The sequence below is a fragment of the Nocardia bovistercoris genome (assembly GCF_015674855.1).
Lineage (GTDB): Bacteria > Actinomycetota > Actinomycetes > Mycobacteriales > Mycobacteriaceae > Nocardia > Nocardia bovistercoris.
The window spans coordinates 83,746-100,067 of record NZ_JADMLG010000009.1 but is presented as its reverse complement, the minus strand read 5'-3'; the positions used below and the strand labels follow the sequence as shown (position 1 = coordinate 100,067).

Here is a 16,322-nt window from a genome sequence, read left to right as displayed (position 1 = left end):
GGTTCAGCGCGAGATCAGGCCGCGATCTCCCTGGTGAGCTTGGACGACCAGGGACACCAGAAGCACCCCGGCAGGAAGGCGCCGCACGCCTCGTCCAGGTGATCCTCGGTGTAGGTGATGCTGGAGTCGCACACCTCGATCGCCATGGTGAAGAAGGTGATGGTGTCCGGGTCGAGGTGGAAGTTCCAGCCCGGGTTGTATTCCACCCGAGTCTTGCGGATCCGGCCCATGACGTGGACCGACATGGTCTCCTCGCCGGACAGGATGCGGCGCGCCTCGGAGATGCGCTGCTCGTTGTTCAGACGAATGATGAACTCTTTGCCCGAGTAATCGGTGAATGCGAAATCCGCCATGTCTACCCCTCTTCGATGAGTGTCGATTGGGTCCACGCAGAAAGCATCGATGCGAAGTCGATCATAGGGGCGGCGACTCCATGTCGTCGGATTTCGCCCCCGATAATCATTGTCACAGAAGATAATTGGATAGATAGTCGGTTTCGACCGGGGATATCCGTACCGAGCGGACGACTCAGACCGGACTACCAGCGCGCCGGTCCTCCCTTCCCACGGTTTGCGGTCGCCTTCCCGCTTTGACCGACAAGATCAATTCGCGCACCGCGATCGCGCCGCGCGCCACAGGTGCCGCGACCCGTCCGTCCGCATCGACCAGGACACCCGACGGGGTTCCACGCACCCGATATCGCAACGCCGCCTCATTCCCTTGCTGCACCAGCGAAGGAATCTCCCCCAACCCCTGCGCCGCACCCCAAGCGGCCTGCTCCTCGGCGTCACCGTTCCCGACGACAACGATCGACAGCGCGCCCCCGGTCCGCGCCCGCCACCGAGGCAACTCCCGAGCCAGCGCCGCGCACATCTCACAACCCGGGTGCACGAAGACCAGCAGCACCGAAGCACCACGCGCAAGCAGGGATTCCAGAGTCGTCCGCGCGCCGTCCACATCGAGCAGTTCGAACTCCGGCGCCACCGCGCCGACCGGCAGCCCCTCCGCACCGAGGGTGGACAGCGCCTGCGCGTCGAGCCGCTTACGCAGTCCGTCGACCGCGCCGTGCAGCCGGATCAGCACGGCCGCCACCAGCGCCACCAGCGCCAGCCCGACGATGTCGCGCACAGGCAGACCGGCGGGCACCTCGGGGCGCGCCGCCGAACCGACGGCGGCGAGCAGAACCAGCGCCGCGAGCACACCGTTGCGCACCACCGTCGCCGACCCGATCGGCGTCGCGCTCAGCGCACCGAAGCAGGAGCAGGCGGGACGTTGCCCCCGGGCGAGCAGCCGCAACACCGCGACGGTGAAAATCGCGAGCAGAATCAGCGCCACTCCCGCCGCGAGCAACGCGGTCGCCGCAGGCAGCATCCCCACCGCGACCACAACCTCCACCACCGGAAGCGCATAGGCCACAGCAGGCGCCCAACGCACCGGCACCCCGAAATCCGTTACCGCCGTAAGCGTCCCGACTCTGTCGAAAATCTTCCCCCAAGCCGCGAGCCCGAAGACCACACCGACCACCAGCCGCGAAACCCACACCCCGTATTCGATCAGCATCCCCGCACCATCGCACACCAACGAACATTTGCAGGCCACGAATCGACCGAACCCACACGAGAAACAAAGGACCGACCGCGCACAGGTACCGTGCGAATGTGGACAAGCGAACAGCCTGGAGCCTGGTCTGCGGATTCTGCATAGGCGCCGGCGTCGCAGTGCAAGGCCGGATCAACGGCGCCCTCGGCGTCCGCCTACACGACGGAATCGCCGCGGCGACAGTAAGTTTCGCAGTCGGATTCGCCATCCTCGGCGCCGCTTTCGCATCGAGTAGCCGTTTACGCCAAGGAGCCGACCAGGTCCGCCGCGGACTCGCCGACGGAACCCTACGCCCATGGCAACTGGCAGGCGGACTCTGCGGCGCACTGTTCGTCGGCTGCCAGGGCCTGACCATCGCCGCCATCGGCGTCACCGCATTCACCGTCGCCGCCGTAGCAGGCCAGCTGTCCAGCAGTCTCGCCGTAGACCGCCTCGGCCTCGCCCCCGGCGGCCGCACACCGGTCACCGTGGCGCGTGCGAGCGGTGCGGCCATCGCCATCGGCGCGGTGCTGTTGGCCGGCCTCGATCATTCGCGAGCGGGAAGCGTCGCCGCTGCGCTGCCGCGGACATTGGACAACTCGCCGACCTGGCTGTTGATCGCCGCCCCCGCCGTGGCAGGCGTCGGTTTGGCTTGGCAGCAGGCGGTGAACGGCCGAGTGGCCGCGGTCGGCGGCCCGATGTCGGCGGCCCTGGTCAACTTCGGCGTCGGCCTTGTCGCATTGCTCGCGCTGGAGTCGATCCTTTGGGCGAATTCGGGTCGCGGCTTCGATCTGCCCACCGAACCGTGGCTCTATCTGGGCGGTGCCATCGGCGTCGGATTCATCGCATTGGCGGCGGTGACCGTCGGACGGCTCGGGGTCCTTTTGCTCGGTTTGACGTCGGTGGCCGGGCAACTCGGTACCGCGCTGGTGTTGGATGTGGTCGCCCCGACGGACGCGGGAATCTCGCCGATGGCGGTGGCTGGTTGTGCGCTCACCTTGGTCGCGGTGGGCGTCGCCACCGTGCGCCGCCCCGGGGAACGTCACGCTCCGTCGAACGGTTGAACTTGCAACGTACCGCCCGAGTTCCCCTGACAGCGGACGGTGTGTGCTATAGCATACGGAGCACGCATGCCCGGATACAGTGCGTGGGTGCGGCAGGCCCCCAGGTATGATCGCGACATGCTTCTCGCTGGTCGCCTCGCCATCCCCGAGGGCATCGAGGCCATGCTCTTCGATCTCGACGGGGTCATCATCGACTCGCTCGCCCTCGACTACCAAGTGGTCGAGGGGATGTTGCGCGCCGAACTCGGCAAGACCACCGAGGTACCGCATTCGGTCATCCGCACCCATTTCGCGCTGTCACTGCCCGATTTCTGGCGCGCCATCTCCGACAGCCGCGGCCTCGGCATCAGTCCCGATGGCATCGACCGACTGGTCGAAGGCCACGAGATACGGCGCCGCGAGATCACGATGACGATCCACGAGGGCGTGATCGACATCATGGCGGCCGCGCGTGCCGCCGGTCTGCGCGTCGCGGTGGTGTCGAACAACCCCGAGGCCGAGATCCGCACCACGTTGACCAATTCGTCGATCACCGTCGATCTCGTGGTCGGCAACGACGTGCCGGGCCTGCGGAAGAAGCCCGCACCCGACATGTATCTCGAGGCCGCCCGCCGCCTCGGGCTCGAGCCGGCGAAATGCGTCGCGATCGAGGATTCCTTGGTCGGCGCGCAGGCCGCACACGACGCGGGCTGTGTCACCATCGGCGTCGCGACCGGCGCGAACAGCTATCGCGAACTGGCCGAGTCCGGGTTCCTCACGCACTGCTACCTCGATTTCGCCCCGTCCACGGTGTCGCTGGGCCGCGCGGGCATCACCAACAAGACGCTGCTGACCCCGAACGAATTCGCCAGTCACATGGTTGAGCACATCGCTTGGCGGCTCGGCTGCTCGATCGAGCTGCGCTGGCGCAACGACGACTGGCATTGGCTCGGCCTGGCGCTCGGCGCCGAGATCCGAGGGTATTCGCTGCACCGGCCCACCGCGCGCACCATCGGCATGATCGATGACGGCAGCGCCGAGGTCGTGGTCGACACCCGCCGTCCCGGCGAGGTCGCCATCGACGGTTCCAGCCAGGTCGACCTGGAGTGGTTCCTGAACAGCCGCGTCGAGCAGGTCACACGCGGCTCCGAACTGGTCGGGCTGCTCGACGGGCTCGCCGTGGGCGCGGGCGTGAACATCGACGTGCGCATCGCCAGCTTCGAGGATCCGCACCACACCTGGGAAGGCGTGTTCCGCGGCGTCGGCATCGCCCTGGACCGCATGGTCAACGAGCGGCCCGCCGCGCCGGTCAAACCCAAGGGCGCCGCGGTCGTCGCCGAGCGCGCCGCCGACTCGTTCGAGCGGCCGGTCGAACGCGGCTGGGTGGTGCGTGGCGCGTCGCCGTGGAGCGCGCAGGTCGAGCGCAGGACGGCGGAGAGCGTCGTCGCGATCGATGTGGAGATCGACGAGCCGTCGGTGCGCTACACCGTCGACGTCGCCGACACCATCGATGTCACCGGCATCGAGGAACTGCTGCGCGAATTCGCGATCGGCGCGGGCCTGCGGCTCGACGTGCTGTTCGAGGCCACGCGGCTGAATTCGAGTCACGTGGTGACCGAGGATGTCGGGATGGCGCTCGGCCGCGCGCTCAAGCACATGTCCATCGAGCGCATGGAGGAGTTCGGCATCCAGGGCGCGGGCAGCAATGTCGAGAACCTCGACGAGCATTCGCCGATCCGGGTCGGGATCAGCATGGAGGGCCGCAAGTTCTGGAAGTTCGTCCCGATGGACGAGACCTTCGCCGACCTGCGCAGGCGCTTCCTGGTCGGGCACACGCTGCCGAGCGGCCTGTTCACCGAGGATCTCGACGATTTCATCGACGGCCTCTCCGGCGGCATGGAAGCCAGCGTCATGGTGCACGTCGACCGCGACATCGATCCCGAGAAGGGCTGGCCGCTGCTGTTCCGCGGACTCGGCACGGCCATCGCCGGACTGCTCTCGGTCAACCCGCATCGGCGTTCCCTCGCACCGGGGGTAAAGGCGACGCTGGCATGACCACGTCGGAATCCGCGGCGGTGCCCTTCCGCATCGCCGACCACGTGCTTGGCGCGTCACCGTACATCCCCGAATGGCTCGACCTCGACCGTTCGGCGTTCATCCGCCTCGACCGCAACGAGAACACCGCGCCGCTGCCCGCGTCGGTGCGCGACGCGCTGGTGCGCGGCGTCGACGGCGTGGCCGCGCAGTCCTATCCCGAGCCCGGCCCGCTGCAACCGCTGATCGCCGACTACGTCGGGGTGCCGCCCGAATACGTGCTCGCCACCAACGGTTCGGATCAGGGCATCGACCTCACGGTGCGGCTCGCACTGCCGCCCGGCGGTTCGATGGCCGTGGCGCGACCCGAGTTCGCGGTGTTCCACCATGTCGCGGACGCGGTGGGCGGGCGGATACTCGGCGTGCCGTACGGCCCCGACTTCGAATTCCCGTACGCGGAGTTCAGCGCGGCCGTGCGGGCCGAGCGCCCCGACCTGATCACCCTCATCAACCCGAACAACCCCACCGGGACCGCCATCGACATCGACTACGTCGAATCGGTGATCGCGGACCATCCCGATATCGCGGTGATCGTGGACGAGGCGTACTACGAATACACCGGGCACACGGTCGCCGGCCTCACCACCCGGTACCCGAATCTCATGGTGCTGCGCACGTTCTCGAAGGCGTTCGCGATGGCCGGGCTGCGGCTCGGCTATGTGGTGGCGGCGCCGGAGATCATCGGGCATCTGCGCAAACTCCAGAACCCGTTCGACGTCAACCAGTTGGCCATCGTCGCGGGTGCGGCCCAGCTCGCCCGCGTCGAGGAGATGGAGCGCGAGGTCGCGCACGCGGTGCGGGTCGTGAAACCGTATGTGGTGCGGGCGCTGACCGAAATCGGCGTACCGGTGTGGCCGGGTTCGGCCAATTTCCTGCTCGTGCGACCCGACGACTGCGCCGCCGCCGTGGCCTACCTGCACGACGCCGGGATTCTGGTGCGCTCGATGTCGGCTCCCGGATTGCGCGGGTTGTTCCGCGTCAGCCTCGGGTCGCTGGAAGAGATGCGGAAGTTCGTCGAGGTTTTCCGTACCTACGTACAGGGTGATTCGGTCCAGAATCGTCCGGAAGAAGTGGAAAGGTGACCGTGACCGACACGCTGCACATCAACCGTTATGTCCTGAGCGAACTCTCGACGGCCGAGCGGCGGCGGTTGCTGGAGCAGCGTGCGCAGGACAATCTCGAGGCCGTCGAAGCGACCGTGCGCACGGTGGTCGACGCGGTGCGCGCCGAAGGTGACGCCGCGGTGGTCCGGTTCACGGCGGAATTCGATCGCGCGACCCTCTCGCCGAGCGAGATGCGGGTGTCCGAGGCCGAATTCGAGGCCGCCGAGAAACTGGTCGACGACAATCTGCGCGCGGCGATCGCGCGGTCCATCGAGAACATCGGCAAGCACCACCGCGCGCAATTGCCCCGACAGACATGGATGGAAGAGGTCGTTCCCGGTGTGCTGGCCGGTGAGCGGGTCACGCCGATCGATTCGGTCGGCCTCTACGTTCCGCGCGGCAAGGGCTCGTTCCCGTCGGTGATGATGATGCTCTGCGTGCCCGCGATCATCGCCGAGGTCCCCGAGATCGTGGTGTGCACCCCGCCGGGACCCGACGGCACCGTGGACGCGGCCTCCCTGGTGACGGCGCGCCTGTGTGGTGTGCGGCACGTGATCAAGGTCGGCGGCGCCCAGGCCATCGCCGCGATGGCCTACGGCACCGAGACCGTGCCGAAGGTCGACAAGATCCTCGGTCCGGGCAACCAGTACGTCACGGCGGCGCGGCGGATGCTCGCCGGTGTCGTGAATCCGGGTCCGCCCGCCGGGCCGAGCGAATCGGTCGTGCTCTGCGACGGCGACGCGGATGTGCTCACGGTGGCGCGGGAACTGCTGGTCGAGGCCGAACACGGCGAGGATTCGGCGGTACTGCTCGTCACCGATTCGGCCGAACTGGCCGACGGGGTCATCGGACTGCTCGACGGTCTCGTGGCCGAACTCCCCGACCGCCGCAGGGCCAACTGCACCGCGGTCTTCGCCAACTACGGCGGCGTCGTGATCACCGCGAGCGTCGCGGAGTCCGTCGACTTCGTGAACGCCTATGCGCCCGAACACCTCCGGGTGCTGGTGCGGGATCCGTTCGAACTGCTGCCGTCCATCAAGCACGCGGGCGAGGTGCTGTTGGGCGAGTACGCCTCGATCCCCTACGGCAACTTCTCGATCGGCGTGAACGCGATCCTGCCGACCGGCCGCAACGCCCGCACCTACTCCTGCATGGGCGTCGAGGAACTCATGAAGCGCTCCTCCTTCGCCTACGTCTCGGCCGACGGCGCGCGCCGCATCGGTCCGGGAGCGGTGGAACTCGCCGCCTACGAGGGTTTCCCGGCCCACGAGGCGGCGGCGCGGCACGTGCTCGAGCGGGTCGAGAAGGCCGACGCACACTGAGACACCGGCGGTTCGTCCCCGCACCCGCGCGGTGCGGGTACGGTCTCGCTTTCGGACCGAGTGAACGCGAGCCGCAGACCGTTCCGACTGTCGTCAGGCCACATCGGCAACTCGCGCTCGTCGCCGCTGCGGCCGGTCGGCGAGCCACGACAGACACGGTTCTCGTCGGTTCAACCGCTCCGACCGTCATCGAACTCACGTAGGCGAGGCGGGGCGGCTCGTGCCTGGTGTCACCACGAACGGTCAGGCAGCCCGGCATGCTCAGTCCTCGTCTGCGCGATCGACTCGCCGCGGTAGCCACGCGGGCGCGACCACAGCGGTCACCAGCATGGCGGCGCCGAGTAGGGCGACGGTCGTGGACAGGGCGAACCAGCGCGTGACCACGGCGACGAAGCCGAATACCGCCAACGCCACCACTTCCGACAGCAGTCCGGAGACCGAGGTGACCGTGGCGCGAGCCTTGCCTTCGATCGCGTCCTGCAGGCGCGCCTCCGCGACCACTTCGGTGTTGAAGACGATGCCGTACGCGATGCCGATGGCAACGAAGCCGATGACCGCGAGCGGGTAGGCGAATCCGGGGCGTTGGGCCGCGAGTCCGGTGGCGATGGCGCCGCCGATGAACAGCGCGCCGCCGACGGCCGACGCCGCGCCCATGACGCGCCCCGACATCGCCTCGGTGCGGCCCGCGACCAGTGAGCCGGTGAGCGAGCCGAGGACGGTGACGCCGACGAGCAGCGGGACGATCGTGGTGGATATGCCCGCGTCTTGCGCGAGCAGCGCGAAGTACTCGTCGTAGGCGGTGACGCCGTAGATCAGGGCGATCAGCAGCACGCCGTAGCGCACCCGGCGCACCCGAAGGGATTCGCCGATCCCGTCGCGCAGCATGGTGCGGTACCGGGTGAAGGTCGTCGGGGCCGCACTGCCGGCCGATCGGATGTCGCCGGGATTCGAGGGGACCGGGGCGGGCGCGTCGTCGTCCAAGTCCTCGACGTCGGCGGCCGATACCGCCTTGGGCGGGCTCGGCAGGGTCAGCGCGATCAGGCAGTGCAGCCCGGCGATGCCGACGCTCACCCACCCGACCAGCGCATATCCGCCCCACGCGTACAGCGGGGACGCCGCGAGAATGGCCACGACCACAGCGGACTCCTGTGCCGCGCGGGTGTAGCCCATGATCTTCGGATAGGACGCGGAGGCATCGGATGCGGCCAGTTCGTCGTAGACGAGCGCTTCGAACGTTCCCGATTCCAGCGCGCTGGCGACACCCCACACCACGAATCCGATGCCGAAGCCGAGGAATGACGGCGCGACGGTCCACACGGTGAACCCGGTGCACATGAGCAGGGCGCTCAGGATCAGCAGAACGCGCCGCGACACAGTGTCCGCCCAGGCGCCCGAGGGCACCTCCAGGACGAACGCCGTCACCGACCACATCGCCAGCAGCAACGAGATCTGCGCGGTGTTCAGGCCGTGGTCGGCGAACAGCAGCGCGTAGAGCGCGTACAGCGGGATGAGGTCACGTGAACCGCGGAACAGGACCGCGCGCACGGCGAGCCCACGAACGTCGTGGTTACGGCCCCGCAGTGAGGCCGTCAAAGCGCGGAAAGATCAACAGCCGTAGATGAGCAGACGCATGCCAATAGCTTCGATCGCGCCGCGGCGTCGGTCAAGTGATTATCCGAGGGGGAGCCAGCCGTTGGCGGCGTGGCGAGCGTCGTCGTCGAGTCCGCGCTCGGACGCGCCGGGACCGATCCGGCCCTGTCCTTCGTTCAGGTCGCTGATCAGCTCCGACACCGGATGCGAATCGCTGTAGTGGTAACCCTGCGCCAGCGCGAAACCGAGTTCGGTGAGCACAGCGGCCTGGTATTCGGTTTCTACGCCTTCCGCGATCACCTGCAGGTCGAGCGCGCTGCTGAGCGCGGCGATGACGCCGAGCAGCGGGGGCGCGGGCGAATCGGAGCGGATGGCGGCCACGAAGGACTGGTCGACCTTGAGTATGTCGCTGGGCAGCGTCGCCAGCCTGCTCAACGACGAGTAGCCGGTGCCGAAATCGTCGATGGCGATACGGACGCCACTGTCGCGCAGGGTGTGCAGGTTCGCGATCGCGGTCTGGGATTCGGCCGCCAACTCGCTCTCGGTGACCTCGAGCACGAGCTGGTCGGCGGGCCAGCCGGTGGCGGCCAGGATTCCCGCGACCCGCTCGGCGTACCCCGACTCGGCGAGTTCGAGCCCGCTCACGTTGACGTTGAGCGTCAGGTCGAGCTGGGCGAAGGTGTCCTGGAGCCGGGCCGCGTCGGCGCACGCGCGCCGCAGCACCAGCTCGTCCAGATCGGAGATGAGGTCGTACTCCTCGGCGACCCGGATGAGTCCCTCGGTGGTGACATCCGGTTGCGCACTCGACGACCAGCGCAGCAGGGCTTCGACGCCGACAGCCTTCCCGCCGCCCTCGGTGAGGCTGACGATGGGCTGGTAGTGCACGTCGAGGGCGCCGCGATCGATGGCCTCGCGCAGTTCCACCGCGAGCGGCAGCTGCCGCGAGGACTCGAGGACGGTGCGATTGCGGCCCGCCTGCTTGGCCCGGTAGAGACCCACGTCGGCGCGGCTGACCAGCAACGAACCCGACTCACCTGGCTGCCACGAGGTGACACCGGCCGAGCAGCCCGTCGTCACCGCCGCGCGCAATTTCTCGGTGAGCAGGATCGCGGCCTGTTCGGTGGTGTTGGGCAGCAGCAGCGCGAACGCGTCGCCGCCATAGCGCGCCAGGCGTTGATCGGGAGCGATCAGGTCGGCCCAGGTGTCGGCCACCCGCTGCAGTACCGCGTCGCCCGCGCGATGACCGAGATGGTCGTTGATCTTCTGGAAGCGGTCGAGATCCACCAGCACCAGCGACAGGCCCTGCCCGCTGCGGGTCGCGGCCTCGATCGCGGAATTGAGGGCGCGGTCGAAGCCGCGTCGGTTCAGCAAACCGGTGAGTACATCGATATCGGCCTCCGACGCCATCCTGGTCAGAATGCCGACCACGACCCCGACGCCGAAGGTGACGCCCGCCGGAATCAGGCCCGACCACCACTCCAGCCCCCGCGTCGGCAGCACGCACAGGCAGAGCACCATGGCGAAGGCCAGATGCGCCGACGCCTGCGACCAGCGGAAGAACAACGCGGCGTCGCAGGCGACGAAGACATAGAAGGCGGCGAGACTGATCGCGCCCACGGTGTTCGGGAAGGAGTGGATCGCGACCGTGACCAGCACCGTCGCGATGGCTACGTAGGCGTGGTGGATGCCGTGCGGCATCCGCGGCCCCCATATGAGCAGCGTCAGACCCAGCACCAGCGCAATGGCTGCCGCCGTACCGACCAGCGGTCGATTACCCTCGTCACCCGGCGCGATGGCCGTGATCACCAGGCCGAGCACACCGCCCATGACGTAGAACGCCCCGGTGGTCCGCGCCATCACCATTGCCGTCGCCAGCGCCGATGCCGCCCGCACCCGCGTTCGGGTATCGCCGCGCGCCCCGATTCCTCGCACGGACAATAGCCTAGACACAACGGATCTCGTCGGATGCCACATCCCGCTAATCCGGTTCCGCGAACCGGCAGCTATTTACCTGTTCGTCACGACTTCGTGGTCAGCACCTCGGCGCCGACGAAGGGCACGAGCGCCGCGGGCACCCGCACCGAGCCGTCGGCTAGCTGATGGTTCTCCAGGATCGCGACAAGCCAGCGCGTGGTCGCCAAAGTACCGTTCAAAGTGGCTGCGATCTGCGGTTTTCCATTCTCGTCGCGATAGCGGACCGACAGCCTGCGCGCCTGGTAGGTGGTGCAGTTCGAGGTTGAGGTGAGTTCGCGGTAGGTCTGCTGGGTGGGAACCCAACCCTCGCAGTCGAACTTGCGCGCGGCCGAACTGCCCAGATCGCCTGCGGCGACATCGATGACCCGATAGGGGAGCTCGACGGCGGCGAGCATGTCCCGCTCCCACGCCAGCAGCCGCCGGTGCTCCTCGGCCGCCTGCTCGGGGGTGGTGTAGACGAACATCTCGATCTTGTCGAACTGGTGCACCCGGATGATGCCCCTGGTGTCCTTGCCGTAGCTGCCCGCCTCGCGCCGGAAACACGAGGACCAGCCCGCGTACCGCTTCGGACCGGCGGACAGGTCGAGGATCTCGCCGGAGTGGTAGCCGGCCAGCGGCACCTCCGAGGTGCCGACCAGGTACAGGTCGTCGTCGGCGAGGTGGTATACCTCGGCCGCGTGCTGACCCAGGAATCCGGTGCCCGCCATGATCTCGGGGCGCACGAGTACCGGCGGGATCATCATCGTGAAGCCGTTGGCGACCGCGCGCTGCGCCGCCAACTGCAACAAGCCGAGTTGCAGCAGTGCGCCGTAGCCGGTGAGGAAGTAGAAGCGCGCACCGGACACCTTCGCGCCGCGTTCGGTGTCGATGAGCCCGAGCGATTCGCCGAGCTCGACGTGATCCTTGGGGGTGAAATCGAATTCCGGCGGCGTTCCGACGGTTTCGAGAAGCTCGAAATCGTCCTCGCCGCCCGCTGGCACCCCTTCGGCGACCACGTTGGAGATCGCGCGGTGCGCCGCGTCCATCTCGGCGTCGGCCGCGTGCTGAGCCGCCTCGGCCTTCTTGACCTCGGCGGACATCTCCTGGGCCTTGGCGAGCAGGGCGGGGCGCTCGGTCGCGGACGCCTTGCCGACCAGTTTGCCCATGGACTTGTGTTCGGCGCGCAGCGTGTCGGCGGCGGCGACCGCGGCACGCCGGGCCGCGTCGGCGGCGAGCAGCGTGTCGACGAGAGCCGGGTCTTCGCCGCGGGCGCGCTGCGACACGCGGACGGCTTCCGGGTCGTCCCGCAGGTGTCGGAGGTCGATCATGGGTGCTCAGCCTAGTCGGCGCGCGCTGGCGCGATTCGCGGGCACGACCGGCCCGATTCGACCGGGTCGTGGCAGCCGCGTTCCGACACTGCCATGATGGACCGCGATGTCCTCCGACGATGTGCCCCAGGATCCGCAGGCGCCGAGCGCGGGCGCGCCGTCGCGCGCGGCCGGTTCGGAGCCCGAGCGCGGCGAGTCGCTGCCGCGATCGCTGATCATCGACCGCAAGTCGGCCGTGCACCTTTCGGCGTCCAAGCTGCGCTGGGTGCTGCTCACGGTGGCCGTCGGCGCGGTGATCGCGTCGCTGGTCGGGCTGTTCGTCACCGGATTCGACAACGAGAAGGGGTTGGAGGCGCACAGCCCGAACGAGCCGCCCCAGACCGTGCTCGACAAGGAGTTCGGCACCGCGGCCCGCGGCGACTGCCTGAGCTGGACCAAACCGGACCGCTCGGATCTGGTCAAGGTCGCCTGCGGCAACAAGCACCTGTTCGAGGTCGCCGCCGACATCGACATGGGCAAGTATCCCGGCGTCGAATTCGGCCCCGGCTCACGCTTTCCCGACTCCCTGCGGCTCACCGAGCTGAAGGAGGAGCACTGCGTGCCCTCGGTGCAGCAGTACCTCGGCGGGCGTTTCGACCCGCGTGGGCGCTACGTGGTCGGCCTCATGTACCCGAGCCCCGACGGCTGGAAGCACGGCGACCGCACGCTGCGCTGCGGCGTGCAGTACTCCGGCAGCTCCGGCACTCCGCTGACCGCGTCGGGCAGCGTGGTCGAACACGACCAGTCGAAGGTCTTCGAACCCGGCACCTGCCTCGGAATCAACCAGAACCTGCCCACCGACCCGGTCGACTGCGCCCAGCCGCACGCCGTCGAGATCATCTCCACCGTCGACCTCTCGGCCAAATTCCCCGGCGGCCCGCCGTCCAAGGACGAACAGGACCGTTTCGTCGAAGACGAATGCACCCGCGCCGCAACCGATTACCTCGGCTCCCCCGACGCCGTCCGCAACAAGACCCTTACCCTGTTCTTCGACTACCTCGACGCCCGCAGCTGGCTGGCAGGCAGCCGCAAACTGGACTGCATGATCGGAAAGGGCGCCGACCGTGAAGGTTTCGCCCCCATCACCGGCTCGGCCCGCGGCGAAATCCTCATCAACGGCCAAGCCCCCGTCCCCCCGCCGAATTCCGGCCGCTCCACCCCGGCCCCCCTCCCCGGCGCGGCCCCCCTCCCACCCCAGCCCCAACCGCGCTGACCATGGCTGTGTCCATGTCCGACGACCGTTTCGAAGCACTGGTCGCCGACGCCCTCGACCGGATTCCCCCCGAGTTGACCAGGGCCATAGACAATGTCGTGATCCTCATAGAGCCCCGCAACCCCGAAGACCCCCACCTCCTCGGCCTCTACCACGGCATAGCCCTGACCGAACGCGACAGCCACTACGGCGGCTCCCTCCCCGACACGGTGACGATCTACAGAGACGCCATCCTGGAGATCTGCGAAGACGAGCCCGAGGTCGTAGACGAGGTGGCCATCACCGTGATCCACGAGATCGCCCACTATTTCGGCATAGAAGAAGACCGCCTACACGAACTAGGCTGGGGCTAAGCTGTCGCCTGAACTACCATCTCTGGACACGCAACCACCAAGGGGGAACACTCAAGTCGGTTCGCGGCCGTCTCGCGTCCCAGCGGTCGAGACAAAGCGACGCAGGAGCAAGTATCGACCGCTGGGACGCGAGACCCAAGGGGCCGCGAACCCGCGGCGCCGAAGGCGACGCCAAAAGACACGGCAAATATTATGGAACCGATCGCTGGTGCGTCGCGTCCAATTGCTTGAAGGGGGAATTCTCGTGGTTCCGCCCAGTAGCCGCCACTAGAAGGAGTCGAGTCATGGTTGGCCTGGTAAACATCTCGCCCGAAGCCGTTCTCGCCGCCGCCGCTGAGCTGGATCTGCTCGCCGAGCGGCTCGGCGCCGCCGCGGCGATCACCGCGCCCGCGACGCATGTCATTCCCTCGGGGGCCGACGAGGTGTCGTTTCACGCCTCTCAGCACCTGAACAAGGCCGCGATCACGCACGACGGGTCGATCGCGAACGCCCAACTGCAACTGCATCACGCCGCCGCGATCCTGCGCATGCAGCTCGCCACCCATATCGGTGAGGACGCGGTGAAGGCGGGGGTCATGCAAGGAGTCGCCGGAACCATCGGCGCCTGAGCGGGTTCCGGCCGAACACTACCCAAGGGGAGATACGTAACATGACCGCAGGAATTACGGGGGTCTTCTGGCTGCCCCGGATGGCGGAGATGAATTCCACGCTGTTGAACGCGGGGGCGCACGCGGTGCCGATCTCGGCCGCGGCCACCGCGTGGGGCGGTTTGACGGCCGCGTGGCTCGATGCCACGGCCACCGTCACCCGTGTCGTCGCCGAGCTGGGCGTCGGCATGCAGGGTGTCAACGGTGTCGCGGCGCTGTCGCGTCTGGTCGGTTTCACCGGCTGGGCGGAGCAGCAGAGCGCGATGGCCACCACGATGGCGTCGAAGGCCGCTTCCAATGCCACGGCGTACACGGTCGCGTCGCTGGCGATGCCGAGCCTGCCGGAGATCGTGGCCACCAACGGCGCGGTCGTCGCGTCGGCGAATCCGCCGGGCGCGGTGTCGGGCGCCTTGGAGGCCGCCGAGGTCACCAAGAACGCCATGGACGTGCGCGCCGCGATGGTGATGGAGACCTACGAGGCCGCCACTTCGGCGATGGTGTTGACGCCCGGCGAGTTCAACAACCCGCCGCCGATCGCGAACGGCGCGGGCACCGCGGAGGCCACCGAGTCGCCCGATACGGCGTTCCAGGGTGATCCGGTGCAGGCCGCGATCGGGGCCGCGGTGTCGGCGATCAACAACCCGGCTGTGGTGAGCGCGGCCACGCAGGTCGCCAATGTGGCAGGCACCGTGGCCACCGGCGGTGTGAGCACGGTCGGCAACATCGGCGCGACAGCGATCGCGGCGGCCACGAGCATGCCGGCTCCCGCTGTCGCCGGTACCGCGGCGGCGCCCATGATGATGGGTGTCGGCGCGGTCGGCGCGGGTGCGAGCGCCTCGGCGATCACCCGTTCCGCCTCGGCGGGCGGTGTGTCGGTGAATGTCAACGGCGGTTCGCTGAAGCTGCCGGAGGGTTGGGGTTCGGGCGCCACGATCGGCTCCTCGCCCGCCGCCGCGCCGGTCGCCGAGAGCGCCGTCGCCCGTGTGGAGGCCGCACCGGTCCGTTCCGCGGCGTCCACGTCGAGCAGCCCGCTGCTCGGCAACGCGCGCGCCGAGCAGGACGACGAGCACGAGCACAAGGGCGGCGACTACCTGCACGGCGATCACTTCAACGATGGTCGGTACGCCGCGGAGGGTGTGATCGGAGCCCAGCCCTCGGGGTCCGCTAAGTGACGATCCTCGGTGAGGGCCGCGGCCCTTCGCTGCTCGAGGGCGTCGTGTTGTCTCTCGACGAGATGCAGTTCCTCATGGAGGAATTGCAGACCGACGATATGCCCATCGTCCTGCAGGCGATGGGGCGCTACGACAATGTGAACGCCCACGACGCGGCGATGGCCGCGGCCGCCCGGTCACTCACCGAGCGGGATCTGGTGATCGACGGCGCGGTCCATCGGGAACTCGAGGACCGGCTCCGCACGCTCAATCGCCCGCACTGGGTGTTGGCGCTGCGGTGGGTGGTCGACGGACAGATCAGCCGCATGTGTCTCGCGCGGGGCGATGAACTCGTCGTCATCGCCTTGCGCGGGCCGCAGTCCTACGTGATCGACGAGGTGGACGAGGATCTGCCCGCGCCGATCATCGCCGCCCTCGGCCCCGCCGAACCGCTCGAACTCACCGGCATGAATGCTCAGACCGATTTGCTGGCACCGATTTTCGCCGATACCGGCGATGCGGCGGCCACCGCGAACCGGCTGGCGAAGATCGGCAATCCGGCTCGCGACGCGCAAGTTCTCGCGTCCGCGCTGGTCGACATCCACTCGCACGCGCAGATTTCCGGCGTGATCTACGGTGACGGCACTCGCGATATCGCCGAGAACCACATCGCCGTGTTCAATACGCGCGGCGGGCGCTTCATCATCACCGCGAGCCTGTCCGACGACGGCACCAAATGGTCTTCGATCAGCAGTGGCACGAATGCCAGGCTGCGCCAAGCGCTTCTGGACCTGATGAACTCGCTGCCGGTGCGTCGGGAGTTCCCGAAGCCGACTCGCCGCGATTGACGCCGCGTCTCCGACCGCACCGCCGTGCGGTCGGGCGCGGATTCTGCGTACTCAGCCCAT

14 protein-coding genes are annotated in these 16,322 nt (G+C 68.2%); 9 read left to right on the top strand and 5 right to left on the bottom strand.

Annotated elements, in window-relative coordinates:
* Positions 1-14 precede the first annotated feature (14 nt).
* Positions 15-353, bottom strand: coding sequence for a BP74-related protein (locus IT779_RS22055; protein ID WP_196151293.1), 339 nt, complete (start codon positions 351-353; stop codon positions 15-17).
* A gap of 175 nt (positions 354-528) precedes the next feature.
* Complete coding sequence (locus IT779_RS22050; protein WP_196151292.1) at positions 529-1,560, bottom strand: TlpA family protein disulfide reductase; 1,032 nt, start codon at positions 1,558-1,560, stop codon at positions 529-531.
* 98 nt (positions 1,561-1,658) lie between these two features.
* On the opposite strand from IT779_RS22050, the gene IT779_RS22045 reads away from it, so the two are divergent.
* The 4 genes from IT779_RS22045 to hisD all read left to right on the top strand — a co-directional run bounded on the left by IT779_RS22045 (position 1,659) and on the right by hisD (position 7,140).
* A complete protein-coding gene (locus IT779_RS22045; RefSeq protein ID WP_332838908.1) occupies positions 1,659-2,642 on the top strand; it encodes a DMT family transporter in 984 nt (327 codons plus the stop codon).
* Positions 2,643-2,759: 117 nt separating this feature from the next.
* The gene (locus tag IT779_RS22040) at positions 2,760-4,676 is read left to right on the top strand and encodes an HAD family hydrolase (RefSeq protein WP_196151291.1); all 1,917 of its coding nucleotides are present in this window, start codon (positions 2,760-2,762) and stop codon (positions 4,674-4,676) included.
* Positions 4,673-5,797 (top strand): pyridoxal phosphate-dependent aminotransferase, encoded by a 1,125-nt coding sequence (locus IT779_RS22035; protein ID WP_196151290.1) that lies wholly within the window; start codon positions 4,673-4,675, stop codon positions 5,795-5,797. The genes IT779_RS22040 and IT779_RS22035 overlap by 4 nt, the downstream gene beginning before the upstream one ends.
* Entirely contained in the window at positions 5,794-7,140 is a 1,347-nt protein-coding gene (hisD, locus tag IT779_RS22030; protein ID WP_198428795.1) for a histidinol dehydrogenase, read from the top strand. The genes IT779_RS22035 and hisD overlap by 4 nt, the downstream gene beginning before the upstream one ends.
* A gap of 261 nt (positions 7,141-7,401) precedes the next feature.
* Here hisD and IT779_RS22025 read toward each other — a convergent pair whose 3' ends face one another.
* The 3 genes from IT779_RS22025 to serS all read right to left on the bottom strand — a co-directional run bounded on the left by IT779_RS22025 (position 7,402) and on the right by serS (position 12,011).
* A complete protein-coding gene (locus IT779_RS22025; protein WP_232541971.1) occupies positions 7,402-8,733 on the bottom strand; it encodes an MFS transporter in 1,332 nt (443 codons plus the stop codon).
* A 78-nt stretch (positions 8,734-8,811) separates the two neighbouring features.
* The gene (locus tag IT779_RS22020; protein ID WP_332838907.1) at positions 8,812-10,662 is read right to left on the bottom strand and encodes a putative bifunctional diguanylate cyclase/phosphodiesterase; all 1,851 of its coding nucleotides are present in this window, start codon (positions 10,660-10,662) and stop codon (positions 8,812-8,814) included.
* 86 nt (positions 10,663-10,748) lie between these two features.
* Positions 10,749-12,011: a serine--tRNA ligase gene (gene serS, locus IT779_RS22015; RefSeq protein WP_196151289.1), complete on the bottom strand. Its 1,263-nt coding sequence runs from the start codon at positions 12,009-12,011 to the stop codon at positions 10,749-10,751.
* Positions 12,012-12,117: 106 nt separating this feature from the next.
* Between serS and IT779_RS22010 the strand changes: the two genes are divergently transcribed.
* The 5 genes from IT779_RS22010 (at position 12,118) to IT779_RS21990 (ending at position 16,262) form a co-directional block, all read left to right on the top strand.
* Entirely contained in the window at positions 12,118-13,263 is a 1,146-nt protein-coding gene (locus IT779_RS22010; protein ID WP_196151288.1) for a septum formation family protein, read from the top strand.
* Positions 13,264-13,265: 2 nt separating this feature from the next.
* Positions 13,266-13,616 (top strand): metallopeptidase family protein, encoded by a 351-nt coding sequence (locus IT779_RS22005; RefSeq protein ID WP_196151287.1) that lies wholly within the window; start codon positions 13,266-13,268, stop codon positions 13,614-13,616.
* A 284-nt stretch (positions 13,617-13,900) separates the two neighbouring features.
* Positions 13,901-14,224: a PE domain-containing protein gene (locus tag IT779_RS22000; RefSeq protein ID WP_196151286.1), complete on the top strand. Its 324-nt coding sequence runs from the start codon at positions 13,901-13,903 to the stop codon at positions 14,222-14,224.
* A 41-nt stretch (positions 14,225-14,265) separates the two neighbouring features.
* Positions 14,266-15,435 (top strand): PPE domain-containing protein, encoded by a 1,170-nt coding sequence (locus IT779_RS21995; protein ID WP_196151285.1) that lies wholly within the window; start codon positions 14,266-14,268, stop codon positions 15,433-15,435.
* On the top strand, positions 15,432-16,262 hold the full coding sequence (locus tag IT779_RS21990) for an ESX secretion-associated protein EspG (RefSeq protein WP_196151284.1): 831 nt from the start codon (positions 15,432-15,434) through the stop codon (positions 16,260-16,262). Before IT779_RS21995 ends, IT779_RS21990 begins: the two co-directional genes overlap by 4 nt.
* Positions 16,263-16,322: the final 60 nt, after the last annotated feature.

Excerpts from the sequence above, each read along its gene's own strand:
- IT779_RS22055 (WP_196151293.1), bottom strand. The coding sequence starts at position 353 with ATGGCGGATTTCGCATTCACCGATTACTCGGGCAAAGAGTTCATCATT.
- IT779_RS22050 (WP_196151292.1), bottom strand. The coding sequence starts at position 1,560 with ATGCTGATCGAATACGGGGTGTGGGTTTCGCGGCTGGTGGTCGGTGTG.
- IT779_RS22040 (WP_196151291.1), top strand. The coding sequence starts at position 2,760 with ATGCTTCTCGCTGGTCGCCTCGCCATCCCCGAGGGCATCGAGGCCATG.
- IT779_RS22035 (WP_196151290.1), top strand. The coding sequence starts at position 4,673 with ATGACCACGTCGGAATCCGCGGCGGTGCCCTTCCGCATCGCCGACCAC.
- serS (WP_196151289.1), bottom strand. The coding sequence starts at position 12,011 with ATGATCGACCTCCGACACCTGCGGGACGACCCGGAAGCCGTCCGCGTG.
- IT779_RS22010 (WP_196151288.1), top strand. The coding sequence starts at position 12,118 with ATGTCCTCCGACGATGTGCCCCAGGATCCGCAGGCGCCGAGCGCGGGC.
- IT779_RS22005 (WP_196151287.1), top strand. The coding sequence starts at position 13,266 with ATGGCTGTGTCCATGTCCGACGACCGTTTCGAAGCACTGGTCGCCGAC.
- IT779_RS22000 (WP_196151286.1), top strand. The coding sequence starts at position 13,901 with ATGGTTGGCCTGGTAAACATCTCGCCCGAAGCCGTTCTCGCCGCCGCC.
- IT779_RS21995 (WP_196151285.1), top strand. The coding sequence starts at position 14,266 with ATGACCGCAGGAATTACGGGGGTCTTCTGGCTGCCCCGGATGGCGGAG.